Origin of the sequence: Nocardioides sp. 503 (genome assembly GCF_004522095.1) — a bacterium.
GTDB lineage: Bacteria > Actinomycetota > Actinomycetes > Propionibacteriales > Nocardioidaceae > Nocardioides.
The window spans coordinates 1-22,477 of sequence record NZ_SPUI01000010.1; the positions used below are offsets into that span (position 1 = coordinate 1).

Annotated in this window: 17 protein-coding genes; 12 read left to right on the forward strand and 5 right to left on the reverse strand. The window is 73.5% G+C overall.

The window, feature by feature from the left end; translation table 11 throughout:
* On the forward strand, positions 1 to 798 hold a 798-nt coding region (locus E4622_RS20730; protein ID WP_134742133.1), incomplete at its 5' end, for an HNH endonuclease signature motif containing protein.
* A 3-nt stretch (positions 799 to 801) separates the two neighbouring features.
* Here E4622_RS20730 and E4622_RS20735 read toward each other — a convergent pair.
* Positions 802 to 1,437 carry an NAD(P)-binding domain-containing protein gene (locus tag E4622_RS20735; RefSeq protein ID WP_134742134.1) on the reverse strand — a complete coding sequence of 212 codons (636 nt, stop codon included), beginning with the start codon at positions 1,435 to 1,437 and terminating at the stop codon, positions 802 to 804.
* Positions 1,434 to 2,636, reverse strand: a complete 1,203-nt coding sequence (locus E4622_RS20740) for an MFS transporter (protein WP_209022034.1) — start codon at positions 2,634 to 2,636, stop codon at positions 1,434 to 1,436. Before E4622_RS20740 ends, E4622_RS20735 begins: the two co-directional genes overlap by 4 nt.
* A gap of 244 nt (positions 2,637 to 2,880) precedes the next feature.
* Between E4622_RS20740 and E4622_RS20745 the strand changes: the two genes are divergently transcribed.
* From E4622_RS20745 to E4622_RS20765, 5 genes are all read left to right on the forward strand, one after another.
* A complete protein-coding gene (locus E4622_RS20745; protein WP_209022035.1) occupies positions 2,881 to 3,801 on the forward strand; it encodes an ATP-binding cassette domain-containing protein in 921 nt (306 codons plus the stop codon).
* On the forward strand, positions 3,798 to 4,481 hold the full coding sequence (locus E4622_RS20750; RefSeq protein ID WP_245156132.1) for an ABC transporter ATP-binding protein: 684 nt from the start codon (positions 3,798 to 3,800) through the stop codon (positions 4,479 to 4,481). The genes E4622_RS20745 and E4622_RS20750 overlap by 4 nt, the downstream gene beginning before the upstream one ends.
* Before the next feature lie 10 nt (positions 4,482 to 4,491).
* Positions 4,492 to 7,665 carry an FtsX-like permease family protein gene (locus E4622_RS20755; protein WP_134742135.1) on the forward strand — a complete coding sequence of 1,058 codons (3,174 nt, stop codon included), beginning with the start codon at positions 4,492 to 4,494 and terminating at the stop codon, positions 7,663 to 7,665.
* Positions 7,665 to 10,328: an FtsX-like permease family protein gene (locus tag E4622_RS20760; protein WP_134742136.1), complete on the forward strand. Its 2,664-nt coding sequence runs from the start codon at positions 7,665 to 7,667 to the stop codon at positions 10,326 to 10,328. The genes E4622_RS20755 and E4622_RS20760 overlap by 1 nt, the downstream gene beginning before the upstream one ends.
* Positions 10,329 to 10,587: 259 nt before the next feature.
* Positions 10,588 to 12,723: a DEAD/DEAH box helicase gene (locus tag E4622_RS20765; RefSeq protein ID WP_134742137.1), complete on the forward strand. Its 2,136-nt coding sequence runs from the start codon at positions 10,588 to 10,590 to the stop codon at positions 12,721 to 12,723.
* A gap of 129 nt (positions 12,724 to 12,852) precedes the next feature.
* Here E4622_RS20765 and E4622_RS20770 read toward each other — a convergent pair whose 3' ends face one another.
* Complete coding sequence (locus E4622_RS20770) at positions 12,853 to 13,722, reverse strand: crotonase/enoyl-CoA hydratase family protein (protein WP_134742248.1); 870 nt, start codon at positions 13,720 to 13,722, stop codon at positions 12,853 to 12,855.
* On the reverse strand, positions 13,719 to 14,963 hold the full coding sequence (locus E4622_RS20775; RefSeq protein WP_134742138.1) for an LCP family protein: 1,245 nt from the start codon (positions 14,961 to 14,963) through the stop codon (positions 13,719 to 13,721). Before E4622_RS20775 ends, E4622_RS20770 begins: the two co-directional genes overlap by 4 nt.
* Before the next feature lie 23 nt (positions 14,964 to 14,986).
* On the opposite strand from E4622_RS20775, the gene E4622_RS20780 reads away from it, so the two are divergent.
* From E4622_RS20780 to E4622_RS20805, 6 genes are all read left to right on the forward strand, one after another.
* Positions 14,987 to 15,493 (forward strand): acyl-CoA thioesterase, encoded by a 507-nt coding sequence (locus tag E4622_RS20780; RefSeq protein ID WP_134742139.1) that lies wholly within the window; start codon positions 14,987 to 14,989, stop codon positions 15,491 to 15,493.
* A 140-nt stretch (positions 15,494 to 15,633) separates the two neighbouring features.
* On the forward strand, positions 15,634 to 16,992 hold the full coding sequence (locus E4622_RS20785; protein ID WP_245156133.1) for an LCP family protein: 1,359 nt from the start codon (positions 15,634 to 15,636) through the stop codon (positions 16,990 to 16,992).
* Between the two features lie 574 nt (positions 16,993 to 17,566).
* The gene (locus E4622_RS20790; RefSeq protein ID WP_134742141.1) at positions 17,567 to 18,859 is read left to right on the forward strand and encodes an HNH endonuclease signature motif containing protein; all 1,293 of its coding nucleotides are present in this window, start codon (positions 17,567 to 17,569) and stop codon (positions 18,857 to 18,859) included.
* A gap of 90 nt (positions 18,860 to 18,949) precedes the next feature.
* Entirely contained in the window at positions 18,950 to 19,420 is a 471-nt protein-coding gene (locus E4622_RS20795; protein WP_134742142.1) for a hypothetical protein, read from the forward strand.
* A gap of 20 nt (positions 19,421 to 19,440) precedes the next feature.
* Entirely contained in the window at positions 19,441 to 20,361 is a 921-nt protein-coding gene (locus tag E4622_RS20800; RefSeq protein WP_245156134.1) for a glycosyltransferase, read from the forward strand.
* On the forward strand, positions 20,358 to 21,278 hold the full coding sequence (locus E4622_RS20805) for a glycosyltransferase (protein WP_134742144.1): 921 nt from the start codon (positions 20,358 to 20,360) through the stop codon (positions 21,276 to 21,278). Before E4622_RS20800 ends, E4622_RS20805 begins: the two co-directional genes overlap by 4 nt.
* Here E4622_RS20805 and E4622_RS20810 read toward each other — a convergent pair.
* Positions 21,241 to 22,380 (reverse strand): phosphatase PAP2 family protein, encoded by a 1,140-nt coding sequence (locus E4622_RS20810; RefSeq protein WP_134742145.1) that lies wholly within the window; start codon positions 22,378 to 22,380, stop codon positions 21,241 to 21,243. The two genes, E4622_RS20805 and E4622_RS20810, sit on opposite strands and share 38 nt — an antisense overlap.
* Positions 22,381 to 22,477 lie beyond the last annotated feature (97 nt).

The following is a 22,477-nucleotide window of genomic DNA, read 5'->3' on the forward strand; positions in this document are numbered from 1 at the left end:
GACCAGGCGCGGGACCACCTGCTCGCCGAGGCGGCGCACTTCGACGCCAAGCGGCTGCGGGTCCTGGGCGTGCACGTCCTGGAGGTCGTGGCCCCCGAGGTCGGCGAGGCAGAGACGGCACGTCAGCTCGAGGCCCAGGAGCGCAAGGCTGAGGCGAAGGCGCGGTTCACGATGCACGACGACGGCCACGGCACCACGCATGGCCGGTTCTCGATCCCCACCCACCAGGCTGACAAGCTCCGCAAGCCCCTCGACGCGTTGGCCTCGCCCAAGGCCGGCGGCGAGGGATCGACCCCGCACGGGATGGGGTTGGCGTTCATCGAGTACATCGACCGCTTCCCCACGAAGAAGCTCCCCCAGGCCGGGGGGATGGACGCCACCGTCGTGGTCACCATGACCCTGGAGACCCTCATGGGCGGCCTCAAGGCAGCCCAGCTCGACACCGGCACCCCGATCAGCCCCGGCCTGGCCCGGCGGATGGCGTGCGAGGCCGGTGTCATCCCCGTCGTCCTGGGCGGGAAGTCCCAGGTCCTCGACGTGGGACGCAGGATGCGGTTCCACACCAAGGCCCAGCGGATCGCGATGGCCGTCCGGGACGGCGGCTGCATCGCCCTGGGCTGTGATCGGCCCTCGGCGTGGTGCCACGCCCACCACCTCGACCCCTGGTCCCAGGGCGGCAGCACGTCGGTCGAGCGCGGCGGGCTGCTGTGCACCGGCCACCACCCCCTGGCCCACCACCCCGGCTACGTCATGACCCACCACCCCGGCGGCAAGGTCTCCTTCCACAAGCGGGAGTGAGAGCTACGCCCGTGCCAGGTTGCGGACCAAGAGGTCTCGGTCCTGCCCGAAGACGTGGTGCTCCCACATGGGGGTGCCGGGAGAGCTTCGCCACGACTCGCTCAGGGGACTGTTGTCGACGGTGTCGAAGCCGATCTCGTCGTACAGCCTGGTCACCGCGACCGCTTCCGGATGGTCGCTCGACGCCACGAGAGCTCGCCGGTCGGGTGCGCCCGCCGGTCGACTCAGGCCGAAGAGCCTCGGAGCCTGCACGTGGGTGAAGGCCTTCGCGACCTTCGAGGCAGGCAGCTGGCGTTGACGCAGCTCGTGCACGGTCACGACGCCGGAGTCGACGTCAGGGAAGTGACCGTCTCGCCAGGCCATGTAGTTGTTGGTGTCCAGCACCACCTTGCCGGCGAGCTCGGCGGCCGGGTGCTCGTGGTCGGGCCGGTAGGGGAACGCGAGGACCGCGAGGTCCCCGGCCGCGGCGGCCTCCGAGACGCTCGCCGCCCGTGCTCGCGGTCCGAGCTCGTGGACCAGGCCGGTGAGGGTGGCGGGGCCTCGGCTGTTGGCGACCACGACGTCGTACCCGAGCGAGACGAAGGCGCGCGCGAGCTGACGGCCGACCTCACCGGCGCCGAGGACCGCGATCGTCGTCATGCGCCGACCTTCGTGCGCAGGCTGGTGAGGGTCAGGGCGCCGACGATCGCGGCGACCCCACCGACCAGCAGCGGGGCGTCGGCGGCCGTGCCGTCGACGAGGGCTCCTCCGACGATCGCGCCCAGGGCGATAGCGAGGTTGCAGGCGGTCACGATGACCCCGCCGACCTGCTCGAGGCGGTCCGGCTCGGCGCGGGCGCCCCAGCTGAGCACCGTGGTCGGCACACCGCCGAAGCCGAACCCCCAGACCGCGGCGGCGACGAACAGCCACGTCTCCGAGCTGCCGGTGGCGTACATGAGCACCATCCCCGCGCCGAGCAGGCCGGGGAACAGGAAGGTCCCGACCTGGGGCGCGCGGTCGGCCAGCGGGCCGCTGACCGCCGTGCCGGCGAAGTTGGCGATCCCGAAGACGAGGAGCAGACCGGCGAGCGCGCCCGTGCCGAGGTCGGACAGGCTCTCGGTGGCGGGCCGGATGTAGGTGAAGCCGCTGAAGTGGCCGGCGAAGATCACCAGGACGGCGAACAGCCCGACCAGGACGACCGGGGACCGCAAGGTCGCGCCCAGAGCACGGAGCCCGGTCGAGGCCGACGCCGCCACGTGGGGGAGGGTCGCCGCCTGGACGACGAGCGCGACCACGGCCACCCCGGCGCCGAGCACGAAGACCTCGCGCCATCCCCAGACCTCGCCGAGCCACGACCCCAGGGGTACGGCGGCCACGGTGGCGAGCGCGACGCCGGAGTTGACGACGGTCAGCGCTCGTCCGAGGTGGTCGGCAGGCACCAGCTGCGAGGCCGTCGCGGTGGCCATCGCCCAGAAGCCGCCGAGCGCGACGCCGAGCAGGAGCCGGGCGGCCAGCAGGACCGCGAGGTTGGGCGCCAGGGCGACGAGCAGGTTGGAGACGGCGGCGAGGGCCGTGAGGCCCATCATCACGGTGCGCCGGTCGGCACGCGGCAGGACCACGGAGATGAGGAGCGCCGCGAGGGCGCCGGCGATCGCGGTCGTCGTGACGGCCTGCCCGGCCGCGCCCTCCGAGACGCGGAGGTCCTCGGCGATCCGGGGCAGCAGGCTCGCCGGCAGGAACTCCGACATCACTATGGCGAAGATCCCCAGCCCCAGCGAGACGACGCCGGCCCACGAGGCCTGCGGTGGGCCCGTCGGCGTGCCCGTTGCCGGGTCGGGAGAGGTGGCGGTGCTGGTCACGGGATCGTCCTTCGGTCGCGGTGCGGACGAGCCGTTCGCTCGCCTCCACCGACGCTAGGCAGGAGGCGACCCGCGCCCCAGAGCCCTCTCCGGCCGGGGGGCTGCCAGGACCCCCTCTCGGCACCTCGGACCCCCTGGCGGAGTGCGACGGGCGGACATCGCGACTTCGGCGTACGACGCCTCCGGAAGGGCTAGCATCAGCGAGGCTCCAGCGGGGGGCCGCCAGGGCGGAGGGACGCACGTGGTGGGACCAGGACTGGCGCTGCCCGATGCTCCCGAGCGCGAGCCGGAGTTCGGGCACGACGCGCTGGTGGTCTGCGACAACCTGGTGCGGATCTACCAGACCGAGAGCGTCGAGGTGCAGGCTCTGCAGGGCCTCGACCTGCTCGTGCACGACGGCGAGATGCTCGCCATCGTCGGGGCCTCCGGCTCGGGCAAGTCGACGCTGCTGCAGGTGCTCGCGGGCGTGGACGCGCCCACGGCGGGCCGCGCCAGCGTGGCCGGCCACGAGCTGGTGGACATGTCGCGCTCGGAGCGCGTCCGCTACCGGCGCCACGTCGTCGGCTTCGTGCGCCAGCAGTCGGCGCGCAACCTGGTGCCGTACCTCACCGCCAGCCAGGTCGTCGACCTGCCGATGTCGATCGCCGGGACCCCGCGCGAGGAGCGACGCGAGCGCACCGGCGAGCTGCTCGAGACGCTGGGCGTGACCCACTGCGCGGACCGCCGGCCGCAGGAGATGTCCGGCGGCGAGCAGCAGCGAGTGGCGATCGCGGTCGCGCTCGCCAACAAGCCGCGCGTGCTGCTGGCCGACGAGCCCACGGGCGAGCTCGACAGCGAGACCGCGCAGGAGGTCTTCGCGGCGCTGCGCACCGCCAACCAGCAGCTGGGGGCCACCGTCGTGATCGTCACCCACGACGCGGCGGTGAGCGACCAGGTCGCGCGCACCGTGGCCATCCGCGACGGCCGCACGAGCAGCGAGGTCCTGCGCACGGGCGACACCGCGGAGGCGCCCGGCAGCGCCGAGGAGTACGCCGTCATGGACCGCGCCGGACGGGTGCAGGTGCCGCGCGAGTTCCGCGAGGCGCTCGACCTCACCCGCCGCGTCCGGCTGGCCCTCGCAGGCGACCACGTCGAGATCCGCTCCGACCGCGGCGACCGCGCATGAGCACGACCGAGCCGATGGTCGCGGTGCGCGAGCTCACCCGCACCTACGGCTCCGGCCCCGCCACGGTCCACGCGCTGCGCCAGGTGTCCTTCGACGTCGCGCCCGGCGAGCTGGTCGCCGTCGTCGGGCGGTCGGGCTCGGGCAAGACCACCCTGCTCAACCTGCTCGGCGGTCTCGACCGCCCCGACGCCGGGACGGTGCGCGTCGACGGCACCGAGGTCTCGGCGCTCGACGAGCAGGGCCTGAGCACGCTGCGGCGAGACACGATCTCCTTCGTCTTCCAGACCTTCGGCCTGATCCCGGCCCTCACCGCCGCCGAGAACGTCGGCGTACCCCTCCGCCTGCGCCGTACGCCGGTCGCGGAGCGGGAGGAGCGCGTCGCCCTGCTCCTGGACCTGGTCGGCCTGCGCGAGCACGCGCTGCAGCGACCCGCGGAGCTGTCCGGCGGCCAGCAGCAGCGCGTCGGCATCGCCCGGGCCCTGGCCGGCTCTCCCCGGCTCCTGCTGGCCGACGAGCCGACCGGGCAGCTCGACGCGGAGACCGGGCTGGCGGTCATGGCGCTGCTGCGCGCGGTGGTGGAGTCCGAGGGCGTGACCGCCGTCGTCGCCACCCACGACCCGGTGCTGATGTCGCTGGCCGACCGGGTGCTGACGATCGCGGACGGCCGGGTCGGCGGCTGATGGCACCGGTGTGCTGACCCTGGTCCTGCGCCGCGCGCTGGTGCAGCGGCGGCTGCTGGCGGCCGTGCTGGTGCTGGTCGCGGCCGCCGCGAGCCTGCTGGGCGTCTGCTCGCTGCTGCTCACGGTCACCCAGGACCGGGCCTTCCACGCGGAGGTGGAGCGTTCGCAGCCCGCCGACGTCGACGTGACGGCGTTCCTCGTGGACCTGTCCGGCGACGACATCGTGCCCGGTCGCGAGGCGGCGCAGGGCGTGGTGACCGAGATCCTCGCGCCGATGCGGCCGACGGTCACCAGCACCGCCACCGCGCGGATGCGGCGTCTCGGAGGTCCCGACCGGCTCGCCTACCTCGCGACCGGCGCGAGCCTGGTGTCACGGACCGACCTGACCTCCGGGCGGCTGCCGGCCGGCGGTGCCCGCGGCCCGCGGGAGGCCGTGGTCCCCGCCACCACCGCCCGCCTGCTCGGCCTGCGCTCCGGCGACGTCGTGACCCTGGGTCAGGAGGTCGGGCTCGGCGGGAGCAAGCGGCCGGTCCGGGTCGTGGTCGTGGGCGTCTTCCGCCCGCGGGCCGGAGCCGACTGGGACAGCGACCCGCTGGGGGGCGACGGCTTCGACCCGGCCTACAGCGACGGCTCGGTCACCGCGCCGGCGTACGGCCCGTTCGTCGTGGACGACGCCTCCTTCATCTCGTCCGGCTCGTCGGTGACCGGGCTGCGCGTCACCGCCCACCCCACGCTCTCGCTGGCGGAGGAGTCCTCGCTCGACGCGGCGGTCGGCTCGCTCGACCACGCCTCCGCCCTGCTGGCGTCGCGCGTCGACGACCGGGCGCGGATCACCCGCGTCGCCTCGGACCTGCCCCGGACGCTCGACCGGATCCAGGCCCAGCAGGCCAGCGCCCGGGCCACCGTGCTGGTCGTCGTGCTCCTCGGCACGGCGCTCTCGCTCGCGGCCACGCTCCTGGCCGGCTGGCTGCTCGCCTCCGTGCGCGACGAGGAGCGCGCGCTGCTCGTGGCGCTCGGCCTGAGCCGGCGACAGCAGCTGGGCGCCGCCGTCGTCGAGGCGCTGGCGCTCGCGGGGCTCGCCGCGCTCGTGGCCGTCCCGCTGGCCGCCCTCGCCCACTCCCGCCTGACCCACCTCCCGGGTCTCAGGACGGCCGGCCTGACGCAGTCCCCGAGCCTGACGTGGGGGCTGGTCCTCGCCGTGGTGGCGGGGGCGCTGCTCCTGACGCTCGTGCTCGTCGCCACTGCCCTCGACACCCGCGTGGCGCCCGACCGGGGCGGCGCGCGCCTGGGGCTGCGCTCCGGCCTCGACGTGCTCCTGCTGGCCGTCGCGGTGGTGGCCTGGTGGCAGCTCCGCTCGCAGCCGGCCACCGCCGCGACGTCCGGCGACGTCACCCTCATCGCCGCGCCCGTGCTGGGCATCGCGGCCGTGACCCTGGTCGCCGTGCGCGCGGTGCCGCTGCTCCTGGCGGCCGTCGCGCGGGTCGCCGTCCGGTCCCGCTCGCTGGTCCTGCCCCTCGCCGCCCAGCAGGCCGCGCGTCGGCCGCACACCGGCACGGCCATGGCCCTGGTCGCGGCCGCGGTCGCCGCCGCGGTGTTCGGCCTGGCGCTGCGCACCACCTGGGAGCAGTCGCAGGACGACCAGGCGGCCCTGCGCGTCGGCACCGACCTGTCGCTGGCGCTCCAGGCCCCGGCCGGCCAGGGGGAGGCGTCCGCGATCGTGGCCGCGACGACCACAGGATCGCCGGGGACCACCTCCTCGGCGGTCATCGACCGCCCGCTCGCGCTCGGCCGCTTCGTCGGCGAGGCCGGGTCGCGACCGGTCCTGGTGGCCGTCGACACGCAGGACGCTGGTGCGCTGCTGCGGGGCCGGCTCGAGAACGGGACGTGGGACGGGGTCGGGGAGCGCCTGACGCCGGGCGACCCCGTGCGCGGCGTCGCCCTGGCCGGCGACGGCGCCGGGATCGAGCTGCAGGGCAGTGGGCCCGCCGACGTCCAGCTCCGGGTGACGCCCACGGCCGTCCTCCAGGACGCCGCCGGGTTCCGCAGCTCCGTGGCCGGGGCGCCGGTGACCCTGGACGGGCGCCCCCACCGGGTCGACTGGAGGGGCAGCCTGGGCGAGGGGGTGAGCCTGGTCGGCGTACGTCTCGACCTCGACGGCAGCCCCGGCGCGGAGCCCGTGGGTCCGCGAGCCCAGGTGTCGGTGGTCCTGCGCGTCCCCGGCGCCTCGGGAGCGGCGGGAGAGCCGGGCAGCCCGTGGTCACTGGTGTCGCTCCAGCGGGACAACCCCCTGTCGGGCGCCGGGGTCGCCGTCCGCCCGACCGCGGCGGGCACGGAGATCGTCACGACCGGCACGGTGGACCTCAACTACCTCTCCTACACCGGCGCCTCGGTCCTGTCGACGGCGTTCGAGACCCCGAAGGAGATCCCGGTCGCCGTCTCGCAGGACCTGGTCGACGCAGTCGGGGCCACGGTGGGCGCGGACCTGTCCGCCATCGTCGAGGGCGCCGCCCTGCCCCTGCGCGTGACCGCGGTCGTGCCGACCGTGCCCTCGGCCCCCGGCGAGGTGGCCGTGCTGGCCGACGCCGACACGATCTCGCGGGCCCTCATCCGCTCGGGCCGGCTCGAGCCGGTGGTGGACGCCTGGTGGGTCGGCGACCCCACGCCCGAGACCGTGCGGGCGGTGCAGGACCTGGGCCTGGGCCAGGTCACGACCCGCGACGGCGTGAGCGAGGAGCTGTCGGAGGGGCCGTTGCGGGTGACGGTGCCGACCGCGCTGCTGACCCTCGTCATCGCCGCCCTGGTCATGCTCCTCGCCGGAGTCGCCCTCGTGCTGGGCGGCGACCGTCAGCGCCGTGCCTCCGAGGTGGCCAGGCTGCGCGCCCTCGGCCTGTCCCGGCGCGACGCGTGGCGGCTGCTGGTGGCCGAGCACAGCGCCTTCCTCGTCCCGCTCGTCGTGGTGGGCGCGGCCGTGGGCGCCCTCGCGTCGGTGGCCCTCGGCCCCCACCTGGTCCGCTCGGACCTCGGGGACGCCCCGGTGCCCGGCGCGGTCGTGTCCTGGCCCTGGTGGGGGGAGTCCCTCCTCGTGGGCGGCGTGCTGCTCGGGTCCCTGGCGGTCACGGCGGCGGTGTCCGCCGTGCACGCACACCGCTCCGACCCCTCCTACCTCCGGACGGGGGACGAGTGATGCCCCGCTCCCGCCTCCACCGCCCGACCGTCGTCGGCCGCGTGCGCAGCGACCCCGGTCTGCTCGTCCTCATGGGGCTGGTCGTCGCGCTGACGACCGTCCTGACCGCCGCCGTCGGACCCCTCACCGAGCGCACCGCCGACCGCGCCATCGCCGACACCGTGCGCGACGCCGGCACCCGCGGCACCGTCGTCGCGACCCTGCCGAAGGGCTACGACGACCCGCAGGGCAAGAGGCGGGACCCCCACGCCGCGGTGCGGCTGCGCCAGGACACGGAGTACGCCCAGAGCATGCTGCCCCCGGGCATCCGCTCGGTGCTGCGCCCGGGGGTCGCGACGCTCACCTCGACGCCCCTGCACCTGCTCGACGCGGGGCCGGGGCGCTACCTGCGGCTGGCCTTCGTGGCGCCGCCGGACGGCGCACCCGAGGTCACCTACACCGCTGGCCGGTCGCCGCGCGCCAGCGTCGGCGCCGGCGACGCCGACGTCACGATCCAGGACGACGAGGGCCCGTGGCCGGTCCAGGTCGCACTGTCGGAGGCGGCGGCCCTTGCGCTGCGGCTGCGCCCCGGCGACCGGGTGCCGGCCGAGACCGAGCAGCACCAGAGCGTCAACCTGCGCATCAGCGGCGTCTACGCCGCCGCGGACCCCGACGACGACGCGTGGCAGGTGGTCACCGAGCTGCTGAACCCCACCCAGGGGGTCTCCGAGGGGATCGAGCGCACCTCGGCCGCCGCCCTGGTGAGCATCGACGCGCTGCCCGACCTGGAGCTGGCGGTCCCTGCGGAGGCGCTCACCCAGCGCACGATCTTCGTGCCGCGGCCCGAGCGGCTGCGCTGGAGCCGCTCGGCTGCGATCCAGCGCGAGGTCGGGTCCCTGGAGTCCTCCGGCGGGCTCGGCCAGCGCAAGACCTCCTGGAGCAGCCTGCTGGGTGGGGTGCTGGGGGAGGGGCGCGCGCAGGTCGCGTCCGCGCGCGGGCAGGCGCAGGTCCTGGTCGTGGGGCTGGTCGTGGCCGCGCTGCTGGTGCTGGTGCAGGCGGGCCAGCTGCTCGTACGCCGCCGCGCCGCCCCGGTGACGATGGCGCGCGAGCGCGGCGCGTCGGTGCTCGGCATCGCCGTCGAGCTGCTCGTGGAGTCCCTGGCCGTCGCGGCGCTCGGGACCGCGGTCGGCCTCGGCCTGACCCTGCTGCTCGTCGGCGACGCGGGCTGGGCCTGGACGCCGGTGCTCGTCGGGGCGGCCCTGGCCAGTCCGGTGCTGGGCGCGCTGCTCGCCGTGGAGGTGACCGGGCGCCGCGTGCCGGCCAACCGCACCGCACGCCGTACGGCGGCCAGGGTGCGGGTCGTCCGTCGGGTCGCCCTGGAGGCCGTCGTGCTGGGCGCCGCGGCGCTGTCCCTGGTGGCGCTGCGCCAGCGCGGCACGGGCGACCTCACCGCCGCCGGTGCCGCGACGTGGTGGGCGGTCGCCGGGACGGTCGTCGTGCTGCGGCTGCTGCCGCCCGCGCTGCGGCTGGCGCTGCGCGCCACGCGCCGGTCGGCCGGCAGCGTGCCGTTCCTCGTGACCGCCCGGCTCGCCCAGACCGGCGTCAGCGCGCTGCCCCTGCTCGTCGTGTCCCTCACGGTGGCCCAGCTGACGTTCGCCGTGGCGCTCGCCGCTACCGAGCAGGAGGGCCAGTCGGCGGGCGCGCTGCTCGCGGTGGGCGGCGACGCCCGGCTCACGACGACGGCAGGCCCCGACGTCGCCGGGACGGCCGACCGGATCGCCGACCGGCCGGGGGTGCGCGCCGCCGCCTCCGGTCGCGTCGCGGACGCCGTTCGGGTGTCCTCGGAGAGCAGCGCCGGGAGCGTGCGCCTCGTCGTGGTCGACGCCCCCGCCTACGAGCAGCTGCTGGTCCGGAGCGACCTGCCCGACGCGCCCGCCCTCGACCGGCTGACCTCGGGCGACGGCGAGCGGGTGCCGGCCCTGCTGCTCGGAGGTGCTGCGGGCCTGCGCGACGGCCTCGTCGTCACCTGGGACGACACCAACATCCCGCTCTCCGTCGTGGGCACCGCGCCACGGGTGGACGCCTCGGTGGACCCGGTGGTGGTCGTGGACGCCGAGGCCTTCGCCGCGGCCGGCGCGATCGCCCCGCCCGACACCGTGTGGGCGGTCGGACCCGGCGCGGCGTCGGCGCTCACGCACGCCGCGGGCTCGTCCGGCTCGGTCGTCCGGTACGCCGACACGCTCGACGCCCGCCGGGACGCACCGCTCCCCGAGGGACTGGTCCGGCTCGCCGTGGCGGCCTCGGCCCTGCTGCTCCTCCTCGCGGTCCTCGGGGTGGTCCTGTCCGCCCTCACCGAGGCCCCGGCCCGGAGCGCGTCGCTGGGACGCCTGCGTGCCCTCGGGCTGCGCGACGGCGACCTGCGCCGCGTCCTGGCCGGCGAGCTGCTCGTGCCCGTCGCCGTCGCGGCACTCGCCGGGCTCGCGCTCGGGGTGTCGGCCGCCCGGGTCGTGGTCGGCTCGCTCGACCTGGAGCGGATCACCGGCCAGACCGGCACGCCGTCGCTCGTCGTGCCGTGGTGGACCGCCCTGGTGGTCGTGGCCCTGCTGGTCGCCGCGCTGGCGGTGGCCGCCGTCGAGTGGCGCCGGCTGCGGCGTCGGGTGCTCGCCCAGCTGCTGCGCAGCTGACCCGCTGCACCCGATCGGGAGCGTCGGCTCACGCGCCGCGACGGGGCGCGGTAGTCTTGGTGCCAGCACCGGCCTCGCAGGTTGGCCGGGTGCGTCCGGTCCAGCTCGGTGATCGCGCTCAGATGCCGTCGGACCGAGCATCGTCGCGGGGTGTGCGCCACGCCCACTCCGCTCGACGTCCCGTCGGCCCCAGCCCCGGGACAGCGTGCGGTGCCGCAGGTCTGCCCCGGCAGCCGCGCGGCACCCGAAGGAGGAGTCTGTGGCCCGACGAGGCCCGCGCCGTACCGGCGCCACGCGTACCGCCCCGCGCAACCAGCGGCGCGGCCGCAACCTCGACAACGAGGGCATCATCCCGGTCCTCGCCCGCGCCGTGCGCGAGGTCGAGAACGAGGTCCAGCGCGGACCGGTGAGCCGCTCCGCGCGCACGAAGTTCCAGGTCATCGCGCTGCTCGTGCGCGAGGAGCGCTCCCGCGTCAAGGCCGACAAGGAGTCGACCGAGGCCCAGCGCGGCGAGAAGCTCAAGCGCCTCGACGGGGTCGCCACGATCCTCGCCAAGACCGCCGCGCGCGACACCTCCCTGCTCTCGCTGCTGGCCGAGGACGCCGAGATCTCCGACGCGGCGCAGACCCTGCTGCGCCAGTTCCTCGAGGAGGCCGGCCTGGAGGTGCCCGAGGAGGAGGAGCCGACCGTCGTCGAGCTGCCCACCTCCCTGCACCCGGCCCGCCGGGTGGTGCCGCAGTCGGTCGTCTCCCGCCAGCTGTCCAACCCCTTCCTCACGCCCGACTTCTCCACGCCCCCGCCGCAGCCCGTGAAGTCCGGCCGGCTCGCCACGTGGGAGCTCCTCGAGCCGCTCTTCCGGTCCTTCGAGTACGGCGGCGCCTCGTCCTGCATGCACCTGCCGGAGCCCACCACGGCGCTCCGGCTGCCGCCGGGCCTGGAGCTGATGCCCCACCAGGCGCAGGTGGTGGCCGCCGCCGAGGGGGGGCACCGCACGTTCCTGCTGGCCGACGAGCCCGGCCTGGGCAAGACCGCCCAGGCGCTGCTCGCCGCCCACGCCGCCGACGCCTTCCCGCTGCTGGTCGTCGTCCCCAACGTCGTCAAGACCAACTGGGCCCGCGAGGCCAGCCTCTGGACCCCCAACCGTCCGGTGACGGTGATCCACGGCGACGGCGACGAGATCGACGCGTTCGCCGACATCATCGTCGTCAACTACGAGGTCCTGGACCGCCACGTCGGCTGGCTGGGCGACCTCGGCTTCCGCGGCATGGTGGTCGACGAGGCCCACTTCATCAAGAACAAGAAGTCCCAGCGCTCCCAGCACGTGCTGCAGCTGTCCGACCGGATCCGGTCGCGCACCGTCCGACCGCTGCTGATGGCCCTCACCGGCACCCCGTTGATCAACGACATCGACGACTTCCGGGCGATCTGGCAGTTCCTGGGGTGGATCGGCGAGAAGTCGCCCGGTCCCGCGCTCATGCAGGCCCTCGAGGAGACCGGGCTGACGCCGGTCGACCCGGGCTTCTACCCCAACGCGCGCAACAGTGTCATCGAGCTGGGCATCGTGCGCCGTCGCAAGATCGACGTCGCCAAGGACATCCCCGCCCGTCGCGTGGCCGACCTCCCGGTCGAGCTGGACGACGTCATCGGGCGCTCGATCCGCGACGCCGAGCGCGAGCTCGCCGCGCGGATGGTGGCGCGCTACCGCACGGCGCTCGAGACCCGCTCCTCCGGCGTCCAGGTCGAGGGCATAGACCACGAGCTCGTCCGCCGCGTGGCCGGCTGGGAGCTCTCCGACTCCGAGTCCGCCAAGACCGGCGAGAACGTCTTCGGCATGGTCCGTCGCATCGGCCAGGCCAAGGCCGGACTGGCCGCCGACTACGCCGCCCAGCTCGCGCGCAACGTCGGCAAGGTCGTCTTCTTCGCCAAGCACGTCGACGTCATGGACCTCGCCGAGGAGACCTTCACCAAGCGGGGCATCGGCTTCGCCTCCATCCGCGGCGACCAGTCCGCGGCCAAGCGGCAGCGCAACATCGACGCCTTCGTCAACGACCCCGACGTGCACATCGCGGTGTGCTCGCTCATGGCCGCCGGCGTGGGCCTCAACCTCCAGGTCGCCTCCAACGTCGTGCTCGCCGAGCTGTCGTGGACCGACGCCGAGCAGACGCAGGCCATCGACCGTGTCCACCGCATCGGCCAGGAGGAGCCGGTCACCGCGTGGCGGATCATCGCCGCGCAGACGATCGACACCAAGATCGCCGAGCTCATCGACAGCAAGGCCGGCCTGGCCGCTCGTGCTCTCGACGGCTCGGACGAAGAGATCGGCGCGTCCTCCGACGTCCAGCTCGAGGCGCTCGTCGCCCTCCTCACCGAGGCGCTGGAGGACGAGGCGCTCTAGTCCACCGGACGCGGGAGGTAAAGACTCGCCGTCGGATCGGTTCGGGGGCCCTCGTTACCGATAGACCTGCACCGGTCGAGGCCGCCGCCCCAATCCGGCGGTCTCGGCTGCCTGGGGCGCGACCGGGCCCTAGAAGATGCGGGGCAGGTCGCTCGTCGTACCGGTGAAGCGGGGCTCGCGCTTCTCGCGGAACGCCGCCACGCCCTCCTTGCCGTCGCCGATCGAGGTGTAGAACATCGCCAGCGAGTCGGACAGGTGGGCCTCGAGCGGGTCGGCCGCGGCGCCGTTGCGGTAGAGCATCTGCTTGGCCAGACCGAGAGCCACGGGGGAGCGGGCGACCACGAAGGACCGGGCGAGCTCCTGCGCCGCCGTCAGCAGGTCCTCGGGCTCGTGCACCGAGCGGAGCAGCCGGCCGGCGAGCGCCTGCTCGGCGGTCAGGATGTCGGCGGCGTAGACCCACTCCAGGGCCTGCTGGATGCCGACGATGCGCGGCAGGAACCACGTCGACGCCGCCTCGGGGACGATGCCCAGGCGGCCGAAGACGAAGCCGATGCGTGCCTTCGTCGAGGCCAGACGGAGGTCCATCGCCAGCGTCATGGTGGCGCCGATGCCGACGGCGGGCCCGTTGATGGCGGCGATGACGGGCTTGGGCAGCGCGTGGATCGCGAGCGTGACGCGGCCACCGGTGTCGCGGACGCCGTCGTGGTACGGCGCCTCGGTGAGGTGCCCGCGCAGCTCCTCGGGCGTCGGGCTCAGGGTCTCGTCCAGGCCGAAGACGTTGCCCTCGGCCGAGAGGTCCATGCCGGCGCAGAACGCCCGTCCGGCGCCGGTGACGACCACCGCACGGACGGCGTCGTCGTGCGCGTCGACGAGGAACACCCGCTCCAGCTCGCGCGCCATCGTCAGGTCGAAGGCGTTGAGCGCGTCGGGGCGGCTGAGGGTCAGCGTGGCCACCCCGTCGCCGTCGACCTCCCAGGTGAGGGCGTCGTAGCCGGTCATCGGCGGCCCGGCAGGCCGCTGGGCGTGCACTGCGCGTCGGTGATGTCGTCGGTCTTGTCCTGGATGAAGGCCTGGAAGATCGGCTCAGCGCGGTCCCGGTCCCAGTTGTTGGCCGAGCCGTCGGTGACCGGCATCGTGCAGGTGCGCCCGTCCTTGCCGCCGACCTTGGTCATCGCGAGCGCCCAGCGGCCGGCGTCCAGCGTGCTCGTGTCCTCGCCGAAGCCGAAGAAGCCGGGCACCGAGTGGTTGAGGCGCCACCAGCGCACCGGGTTGAGGACCGACCAGGGGGAGAGCACCTTGTCGCCGATCGCCGCGACGACCTCGCGCTGGCGCTGGACGCGCTCGAGATCGCCCAGGGGCGACTGCTTGCGGGAGCGGGAGTAGGCCAGCGCGACGGTGCCGTCGACCTCCTGGCAGCCCTTCTTGATGTTGAGGCCGGCCAGCTTGTCCTTGATGCCCTTCTTGGGGCAGACCTCGATGCCGCCCACGGAGTCGACCACGCCCGCGACGCCGCCGAGCCCGATCTCGACGTACTCGTCGATGCGGATGCCGGTCTCGCCCTCGATTGTCTGAACGAGCAGCTGCGCGCCGCCCCGGGAGTAGGCGGAGTTGATCTTGCTGTTGCCGTGGCCGGGCATGTCGACGATCGAGTCGCGCGGGATCGAGAGCAGCACGTCGGGTCCGTCGCCGGTGTGGAGCAGCATGATCGTGTCGGTCAGCTCGCTCTTGGGGTTGCCGGTGCTCAGCTTCTTGCGCTCCTCGGCCGTCAGTCCCTTGCGGGAGTCGCTGCCGACGAGGAGGTACGTCGTGCCCGGCTGGTCGCCGGGGCGGTCGCCGTCGGGCGCGAAGGTCACCTTGTCGGTGCTGTTCCACGCGAAGAACGGCACCGCGACCGTGTAGACGAGCCACAGCGCCAGCAGCAGCGCGACCAGGCGGAACCAGAAGCGGGGCCGGCGGAACCGGCCGGAGCCGCCCGCACTGCCTCCGCCGTGCTGGGGCGGGGTGGGCGCGGGTGCGGGCACCGGACGGCGCGGTGGCTCGCCCCCGGCGGGCTGGGTGGGCATGACGCGGGTCTCGTCGTCGCGCCGCTGCGTGCGGCGCGTGGGCTCCTGCGCCGGGCGCTGCTGGCGCGGGATGGCGCGCGTCGCGTCGGGCGGCGGCTCCTGCCCGCCCTTGGCGCCGTAGAGCCAGCCGTAGTTCGTCCCGTCCTCGGGACCGCCGTTCCCGGGACGATCTGCCATGGCGCAGACGCTACCGTGCGGACATGGGTGGACCTCTGGAAGCACGCACTCCGTCGTACGCCCGTGTCTCGCTGGCGATCATCACCTCCCAGAACGAGGCCAACCTGCTGGGCAACATCCACGGCGGCGAGATCGTCAAGCTCGCCGACACCACCGCGGGTGCCGTGGCCCAGCGCCACAGCGCCGGGCCGGCCGTGACCGCGGCACTCGACGAGATGGCGTTCCTGGCGCCCGTGCACGTCGGCGACATCGTGCGCACCTTCGGCCAGGTCAACTGGGCCGGCACGTCGTCGATGGAGATCGGGGTCCGGGTCGAGGCCCAGCCGTGGAACGAGCCGTCCGCCGAGACGCTGCACGTCGCGTCGGCCTACTTCGTGTTCGTCGCCATCGACGAGGACGGCCGCCCGCGCGAGGTGCCGCCGCTGGGCACCGAGGGGCCCGACGACGTACGGCGGCTGCGGGAGGCCGAGATCCGCCGAGCGCACCGCCTTGCACGCAAGCGGGAGATCGACGAGGGCCGCGACGTCTGAGGTCTCGGCGCGTCGCAACGCGTGTGACGCGTGGGACTGGTGATACTGGCTGGCAGCACTGTCCTTCCCCCGGTGCTGGAAAGAGGCGTCCCATGTCCTCCACGGTCGAGCGCGCATCGCGCGTCCGTTTCCGTCGAGCCATGTCGTTGATGGTGATGACACTCGTCGTCCCCGGCTCCGCGCAGCTCGTCGCCGGCAACCGCAAGGTCGGCCAGGTCGCCCTCCGCATCTGGCTGTGCCTGCTCGGCATCGGTGCGGTGACCCTGCTGGCGGTCGTCGTCGACCGCGGCCTGATCTTCTGGATGGGCTTCAACACCACGCTGCTGCTCTTCGTGCGCCTCGCGCTCATGGCGGCGGCGATCGGCTGGGCTGCCCTGCTCGTGGACGCCTGGCGCCTGGGCCAGCCGCTCTCCCTGGGGATGAACCACCGCCGCGCCATGGTCGGCGTCAACGGCGTCCTCTGCTTCGGCGTCGCCGGCTCGCTGCTGTTCGCCGCGCACATCGCCGGCGTCCAGCGCGACCTGATCATCTCGCTGGCCGGCAACGGTCCCGCCGCCTCCGCCCACGACGGGCGCTACAACGTCCTGCTGATGGGCGGTGACTCCGGCGCCGGGCGCTGGGGCCTGCGCCCCGACTCGATGACCATCGCCTCGATCGACGCGGACACCGGCCGCACCGTGCTCATCGGCCTGCCGCGCAACATGGCGAACTTCCCGTTCGCCAAGGGCTCGGTCATGCGCGAGCAGTTCCCCGACGGCTTCGACTGCGACGGCTGCTACCTCAACGGCGTCAGCACCTGGGCCCAGGACAACCCCGAGCTCTTCGGCGACTCCGACAACCCCGGTGTGGACGCGACCGTCTCGGCCATCGAGGGCATCACCGGGCTGAAGATCAACTACTGGGCGATGGTCAACCTCGCCGGCTTCAAGGGCCTCGTCGACGCGGTCGGCGGCGTCACGCTCAACGTCCGCGCGCCGATCCCCGTCGGTGGGCTGGGCGACGACGTCACCGGCTACATCGAGCCCGGCGTCCGCAAGCTCGACGGCCACGACACCCTCTGGTACGCCCGGGCCCGCGAGGGCTCCGACGACTACTCGCGCATGGCCCGCCAGAAGTGCGTCATGAACGCGATGCTCGAGCAGGTCAGCCCGCAGTCGGCGGTCCGCAACTTCGCCGACCTGGCCCAGGCGTCCTCCGACATGCTCTCGAGCAACGTGCCCTCCTCGGAGTTCGACACCTTCGTCGAGCTCGCCCTCAAGGCCCGCAACGAGAAGATCTCCAGCCTCTCCCTGGTGCCCCCGATGATCAACACCGGCGACCCCGACATCAGGCTGGTCAAGCGCAAGGTCGCCGAGGCCATCGACAAGGCCGAGGGCAAGACCGTCAAGGCCGCCTCCAAGCCCAAGAAGAAGCCGGACGCCGTCACCGGCGGCTCCGTCGGCTCCCTCCACGAGGGCTACGCCGCCAACGACGCCGAGGACCTCGGCTCCGCCTGCTGAGGCCGCCGGTGGTCGAGCAGCGAGCGCCAGCGAGCGTACGTCGAGACCCCCGCACCTCTGGTCGCCTTCTCGGGGACCCTTCTTCGGCTTGCGCGCCGCTGGTGGTTGCGGTGTTTGGCAGCTACGGGGACGGATCGGCGGTGCTTGGGCGCCGCTGCCGGCCGCCTGGCCGGTGGTTGAGGAGGAACGAAGTCTCGTCTCGACACCACCCTGCGGCCTCCGGTGGTTGAGGTGCGAGCGGAGCGAGCCTCGAAACCACCGCACCTCCGGTCGCCTCCTCGGGGACCCTTCTTCGGCTTGCGGGCCGTCGTTGGTTGCGGTGTTTGGCAGCTACGGGGACGGGTCGGCGGTGCTTGGGCGCCGCTGCCGGCCTTCGGGTCGCCTCGGTTTCGAGACGGTTGCTGCGCAACCTCCTCAACCCACGACGTCGCCCGGTGGTTGAGGAGGGACGAAGTCCCGTCTCGAAACCACCCCCGAAAAAACTTTGAGAAAGTTTCGAGAACCCTTGTGGATAAGGCCTCCTTAGCCCCACATCAGGGCTTCGACTGTCGGTGGCAAGTGCTTGAGTAGACCCATGAGCAACCCCACCGGACCCGAGGCCAGCCACGTGCTGGCCCAGGTCCGCGCGGGCCGGACCGATCAGACCAAGGCCGAGCTCCACACCCTCCGCAGTGTTCTGCAGTGGTGCACCCTGCACACCACCGACGACGAAGGCGAAGCCTCGTTCGGTGACCACGGCATCCCGCTCGCCGGCGACGGCGCCCCCTGGGTCTCGGAGTTCGCGGTCATGGAGCTCGGCGCCGCGCTCGGCATGTCCACCGACTCCGCCAAGCGCTACGTCGGCGCCGCCTTGGAGGCCCGCTACCGCCTCCCGCGGGTCTGGGCCCGGGTGGAGGCGATGGAGCTGCCGTTCTACAAAGCCCGCTGGATCGCCGAGCACACCATGGCCCTGCCCGCAGCCGGCGCCGCCTACGTCGACCGGATGGTCGGGTTCGTCGCGCACAAGGTCTCCTTCGCCGAGATCGAGCGCCAGATCGCCGCCGCCAAAGCCAGGTTCGACCCCGAAGCCGCCGAGAAGGCCCGCCGCGAAGAGGCCGACTCCCGACGGCTCGACATCGACAAGGCCCACGTCTCCATCAACGGGACCGTCGAAGTCACCGGGACGCTGGACTACGTCGACGGCCTCGCCCTCGACACCGCCCTGTCCCACCGCGCCGCCGAGCTCAAAGCAGCCGGGTCCGAGGAGTCGCTCGACGTAAGACGCTCGATCGCGGCCGGGGACCTGGCCAGGGGGTACGACTCGCTGCCCTTCCACGACGGTGACGACACTGCCCAGGGTGGTTTCGAGACGGGACTTCGTCCCTCCTCAACCACCGAGGTGGTCGTCCATGTGCATGAGGACCTCGACGGGGTCGGGAGGCTCGGCAACACCCGCACCCCGCTGCTCGCGGAGACCATCCGCGAGTGGTGCGGACGCCCCGACACCCGCGTCATCGTCAAACCCGTCCGCGACCTCGCCGGTCACATCCACGTCGCCGCCTACGAGATCCCCGACCGGCTCCGTGAGCAGGACGAGCTCGTCGACCTCACCTGCGTCTTCCCCTGGTGCACCAGACCCGCGGTCCGCTGCGACGTCGATCATGCGATCCCGTACGCCGAGGGCGGGCCCACGTGCTCGTGCAACACCGCACCGTTGTGTCGAGGGCACCATCGGCTGAAGACCCACGGCCGGTGGGACTACGACGTCCTCGACCGCGGCACCTACCTGTGGCACTCACCCCACGGGCACGCCTACCGCCGCGACCACACCGGCACCACCCCGATCGAGACCCCGACCCAGGCGCCCCTGCCGCCTCGACGAACCTGACCGCCCCACACCCCGCCCCGGCGGGGTCATCGGCATGTCCTGGGGTCGTTCCCGCACGGTGGAGAGCGCAAGACGCCTAGCCTGACGCCCATGACCCACGTCGAGCAGCCGGCCACCGCCAGGGTGGAGGAGCCGCAGGGCCGCTGGCTGCCCCTCGAGCGGTGGGGGCGGCTGCTGGTGGCGCTGGCCTGGCTCTCGCTGGTCGTCTCAACCGTGGTCGGACAGCAGGAGTCCCTCCCGCTGCTCGGGTCCGGGTCCTTCGGCGGCGTGTCGATGTCCCTGTCCGACTGGGAGCCGCCGGCGGAGTACGCCGGCGCCTTCTTCGTCCTCTTCCTCGTCACCCTGCTGCTCCTGCTGGCGGGACAGCGACCGACGTGGCGGGCCACACGGTGGGCGTGGTTCTGGGTGCTCGGACTGGGACCGGTGGGGGTGCCGTTGTTCCTGCTCCTGGGCGGACCGTGCGTCGGCGTGCGACCGGCGCGCCCCGGCGGGGCGAGGCTGACCGGGGGATGGGCGTTCCTGATCGTCGCCGTCGTGTCCTCGGGGTTCGACCTCATCTGAGGCCCCCTAGGGTGGTCGCCGTGACCGAGACCCCCGCCGTGCGCCCGCCCCGCGTCGTGGCGGTGGTGGTGACGTTCAACCGGCTGGAGCTGCTGCAGCGCCTCGTGGGTCGCCTTCGCGAGGTCCCGGAGGTGGCCGAGGTCCTGGTGGTCGACAACGCCTCGACCGACAGCACGGGGGAGTGGCTGGCGGCCCAGCCCGACGTCGTACGGCGCACGCTCACGGAGAACGGCGGCGGGGCCGGCGGCTTCCACGACGGTCTCGCGTGGGCGATGGAGCGGGGGGCGGACCTCGCCTGGCTGATGGACGACGACGGCCTCCCGGACGACGACTGCCTGCGGCTGCTGCTCGAGCGCACCGACCTGGACTTCTGGGGCCCGGTGGTGGTCGACGAGGCCCGGCCCGAGCGGTTGGTGTTCCCGATCCGGCTGCCCGGCGGCACCCGGGCGGTGCACGAGATGGACGACGTGCGGTCGGCGGCCGACGACGGACTCATCCGCGACGTGGTCATCCCGTTCAACGGGGTGCTCGTCACGCGCGAGCTGGTGGAGCGGATCGGGCTCCCGCGGGCGGAGTTCTTCATCTGGGGCGACGACCACGAGTACCGCCTGCGCGCCGAGCGCGCCGGCGGCCGGATCGCCACCGTGGTGGACGCGCGGGTGCTGCACCCGAGTGTGGGCGAGCTGGGGACCCGGATGATGTTCGGGCGCACGACCTACAACCACACGCCGAGCGACCTCAAGCACTACTGCATGGCGCGCAACAACACCCTCAACCTGCGCGACTACCGCGGCTGGCCGCACGTGCTGATGTTCTGGGTCAAGACGATCTGGTTCTACCTGCTCACGCGCCCGCAGCCCGGCCGTGTCGTGATGAGCACCCGAGCCGCCGTCGCGGGACTGCGCGGCGACTTCACCGGCCACCGGCGGTACCTGCGATGACCGAGACCGTCGCGGTGGTGGTGGTGACCTACAACCGCGCGGAGCTCCTCGTCGGCATGCTCGACGGGCTGGCCCGCCTCGAGCGCCGGCCCGACGCGGTGGTCGTGGTGGACAACGCCAGCACCGACGAGACCGCGCAGGTGCTCGCGGCGCGGACGGACCTGCCGCTGCAGGTCGTGACCAGCGGCGAGAACCTCGGTGGCGCCGGCGGCTTCCACCTGGGGGTGCGCACGGCGGTCGAGCAGGGCTTCGACCGGGTGTGGCTGATGGACGACGACGTGGTGCCGGCGCCCGACTCCCTGACCGTGCTGATGTCCCACGACGAGGACTGCCTGACCTCCGTGCGCGAGGACCGTCAGGGCCGGCTCGTGGAGAAGGCGGCCACGCGCTTCGACCTGCGCAACCCCCTGGCCATCAAGCCGAAGACCTCGATGGTCGAGACCGACTACGGCACCCGCGCGGCGATGCCGCCGCTGGTCGAGGTGGAGAACGTCGCCTTCGAGGGCTTCCTGGTGCGCCGCTCGGTCGTCGAGGAGATCGGGCTCCCCGACCCGGGGTTCTTCATCTTCTACGACGACGTGGACTTCGCGGTGCGCGCCCGTCGCGCCGGCCGCCGCATCTGGGCGGTCCGCGACGCGGTGCTCGTGCGGCAGCTCGACTTCGACCAGCAGCACGACCTGGGGGGCTGGAAGGGCTACTACATGTACCGCAACCTCTTCGTCGTCCACTTCCGCTACGGCGAGAACGTCGCCGTCCGCCTCAAGCCGTGGCTCGTGGCGCTCGTGGTGGTGCTGCTGAGCCCGGTGCGTGGTGGGCGCGCCGAGGCGCGCAACGTGGTGCGCGCGCTCAAGGACGCCCGGGGGCTGCGACGCCTGTCGCTCAGTGCGAGGCCTGGCCCGGGTCGCGTCCCTGGGTGAGCCCCGACGAGCCCGCCCCGGCCGCGACGGAGTCCTCGGGGAGCGGGTCACGGCGCAAGCGCGGTCGCAGCCCCACCCGGTTGCCGGTGGCCATGGCCGCCAGCCAGACCGTGAAGGCGCCCAGGGCGGCGCCGGCGATCGCGTCGACGAAGAAGTGCCAGCCGAGGTAGACGGTCGCGAAGACGGTGAGCACCAGGAAGACCCACGAGGCCACGCGGAGCCAGCGCGCCAGACCGACGTACTCGACGATCAGGCAGATGGTGAGCATGATGCCGACGTGCAGCGAGGCGAACGCCGCGATCGTCTGGAGCGTGCCGGAGCCGACCACGTCCCCGACGACCGCGAGCCGGTCGTCCCACATGCTCTCCTGGAGCTTGGAGACGTAGGTCTCGGGGAGCCCGGCGAAGGTCTTGGGGTCGGAGTAGATCGGGCCGACCGAGGGGAACAGCAGGTAGATCGCCGCACCGAAGGCCCAGTCGAAGGCCACCGCGGTGACGTACCAGGACCCCGCCGCCGTGTGGCGGGTCCAGACCAGGGCGATCGCGATCGAGACCGGCACCAGGACGATCCAGATGATGTAGACGGCCGAGAAGAGCTGGGCGGCGAAGCCCGTGCCGAGCAGGTCGTGCAGGACCTTGGCCGGGTCGTGCCCCAGCCAGAGCACCTTGTCGAGGTCGGCCATCTGCGTGTCGTAGACGTTGTCGGTGGCCGAGAACGGCGCGCCGTCGGCATGGACGAACGGCACGAAGCTCTTGAGGTTGCGGAACGTCGCGTAGCAGAGGTACCAGGCCATGACGCCGCCCAGGGCGAAGCGCCAGTGCGAGGCGGGCCACCGCTCGCGGGTGATCTCGCGGATGGTCGTCCACAGCGTGCGGGGCGCCCGACGCGCCCGCCAGAGCGCCCGGGGGACGATGTCGAGGGAGATCGCCCCCAGCACGATGGCGGGGAAGCGGATGTAGCCGGGGATGAGGCTGTCGGGGTCGCGGATCGGCAGGTCCTCGAGCCAGGCGATGAGCACGGTCGCCGCCGCCATGAGGAGACCCGCCAGCCAGGCGTAGCGGAAGTCCTCGCCGAGGGACCGGGACGTCGTTCGCACCTGCACGCGGACAGCCTAGAACCCCGTTCCCCCAGTTGCCGCATCTTCTCGGCGTGTGACCCGTGCCATGCGCGACGCGCGGCCGAGGGCGCGGGGAGTACGG